General features: G+C 51.7%; 1 protein-coding gene and 1 pseudogene. Both read right to left on the bottom strand.

Going from position 1 to position 1,924, the window contains the following annotated elements; all coding sequences use genetic code 11:
* Nucleotides 1-647: DUF6708 domain-containing protein (locus ACIP02_RS27285; protein WP_400622924.1), on the bottom strand; the 647-nt coding region annotated here is incomplete at its 3' end.
* A gap of 2 nt (nt 648-649) precedes the next feature.
* Nucleotides 650-1,924 (bottom strand): annotated as a pseudogene (locus ACIP02_RS27290) (hypothetical protein); the annotation flags it as partial.

Here is a 1,924-nt window from a genome sequence, read left to right on the forward strand (position 1 = left end):
GCGTGCAGGGGTTTGTGCCACCAGTTGGGTTCGCCGGGTGGGGGGAGCTTGGCCGGGCCGTGGTCCATGAAATGGCGGAGGTATTCCCAGACTTCAGCGACATATCGGACGTCAGACTCGGTGGGTTCGTTGCTGTCGACCCACAGGCAGTCTTTCTGGTGGAGGCTGCCGTCCTCTCGGCGCGGGGCAAAGGCTAGGGCGTAGCTGGTGCTGAATGATGAGCCGCCGAACTCGGTGCGTTTGAAGAGGCCTCCACCGGTATTATTCCAATCAAAAACGAATACTTTGCTCAATCGTTGGTAGTAAATTTTTTTCGATGTTCGGTTGAAGCATATGCATGATAAGCGCTTTATGAAGTAAAGTCGGTAGACTAAGAAGGGAGTAAAAATAAAGGGCGTTATTAGAAAAAGGAGCATCAACGGAATGTCTTTATCGTACAGGTCCAGAATGTGTGGAGAAAGTTGGGGGTATGTGAAAATCAATGTGCCGATCGTCATCGCGCAGTACAGCTTTCCCATGAATACCGAGTCGGTTACCCATGGGTTTCGCAAGCATAAAGTAATTTTTGAAAAATTTAATAGTTGCCCGCTAATGGCTGGTTTATGCCCTGAATTTGATGTCGTATTGAATAGCCAAATGGTTGACATGTTTAGCGCTCCAGACGGAAATTTGACCGCGTCTCATTGTCTTCGTCCAGCCCTTGGTTAGCACTGTAGGTTAGATGCAATGACACATGGCTCTGATTAGATAATGTATTTTCGAAGTGCAGGACCAAACCGGCAGCTACAAGGTGGCCAGTGGGGGCGATGGGGAATACATCCATTCCTTGCGCGTCACGAAACGTGCTTAAGCTTCCTGACCATTCGCTGACTCCCAATACGAAACCTGGCAGCAGCACTGTAAGTTCTGCTGTTGGGTGAGGAGTGGCTATTTCGTTGCGAGTAATGGCAGTCCAGTTGGGCGGTGACCAGTGATTGTTATCGTTCCATCGGGTGTCTACATTTCTGATGCCGACTGATAGGGCTTGATCGGCTGAAAGTAGTTTTGGTCCATAATGTTCGTTGTGCCAGGCTTTGATCTCAGCATGTAATGACGAGAATGCAGGCAGTTTCATCTCATGGTCCAGGGTAAGTTCAGGGCGGACCTCTCCGTCGTTGAGGCGATTGCCGAAAATGCTACGTGCTGCCCATAGTTCTATCGAGTTGTGAAGCCGTTCGTGTGCTTTAGCGTGCAAGTAGAGGCCACCAGCGATGATGGCTACGCCTACGAGGACCAAGGCAGCTGCGGCCCATCCGGCAAAGGGTACAAGCGAAGTAGCACCTGCAACTGCAAGTCCGGCCTCAAGGACGACAGCAGAACCGACAGCCATGGTTAACCCGCCAGCAATTGTGTACCTGCCTGCGCTAGCATCACCGTTCTCGAACTGTCGCAATCCTTTTGACCAATCTGAGAACAGACCGAATGCTATTGCAGGATATCCTGCTAAACGCGCGAACAGATTACTGCTTAAGAACTTGATAACTCCATTGCCAAAGGCCATCCCAGGCGCAGTCGAACTCAACCTCAACATCACGGCTTTCTGCGTTGCCCGCACGCTAACCATTGTTGCCGCCGCCGCACCAATCACCCCAAAAATCGAAGAAGCAAAACCCATCGTGTATTCCGGTGAATCGCTCTGCTGCAGGCTGTTGTAAGCCGCCTTGAGCGAAATCACGTTGAACCACAGCATGCCCGCGTTCAGGCCACCACCAACCCCCGTGGTAAGCAACCCGAGGAAGTTGGGTTTCACGCGCGCAGTGGTGGTCATTTCGATGGACACCGTCCGGCTTCCGGAGACGCGGATTTGTTTCATCTCCTCAACCTGCGCCATGCCATTCTTCAGGTATTTCTGTACCTCTTCGCTGAAGGGATTCTCCGCGATGGC

Source organism: Pseudomonas sp. NPDC089408 (genome assembly GCF_044749445.1).
In the GTDB taxonomy this organism is placed as follows: domain Bacteria; phylum Pseudomonadota; class Gammaproteobacteria; order Pseudomonadales; family Pseudomonadaceae; genus Aquipseudomonas.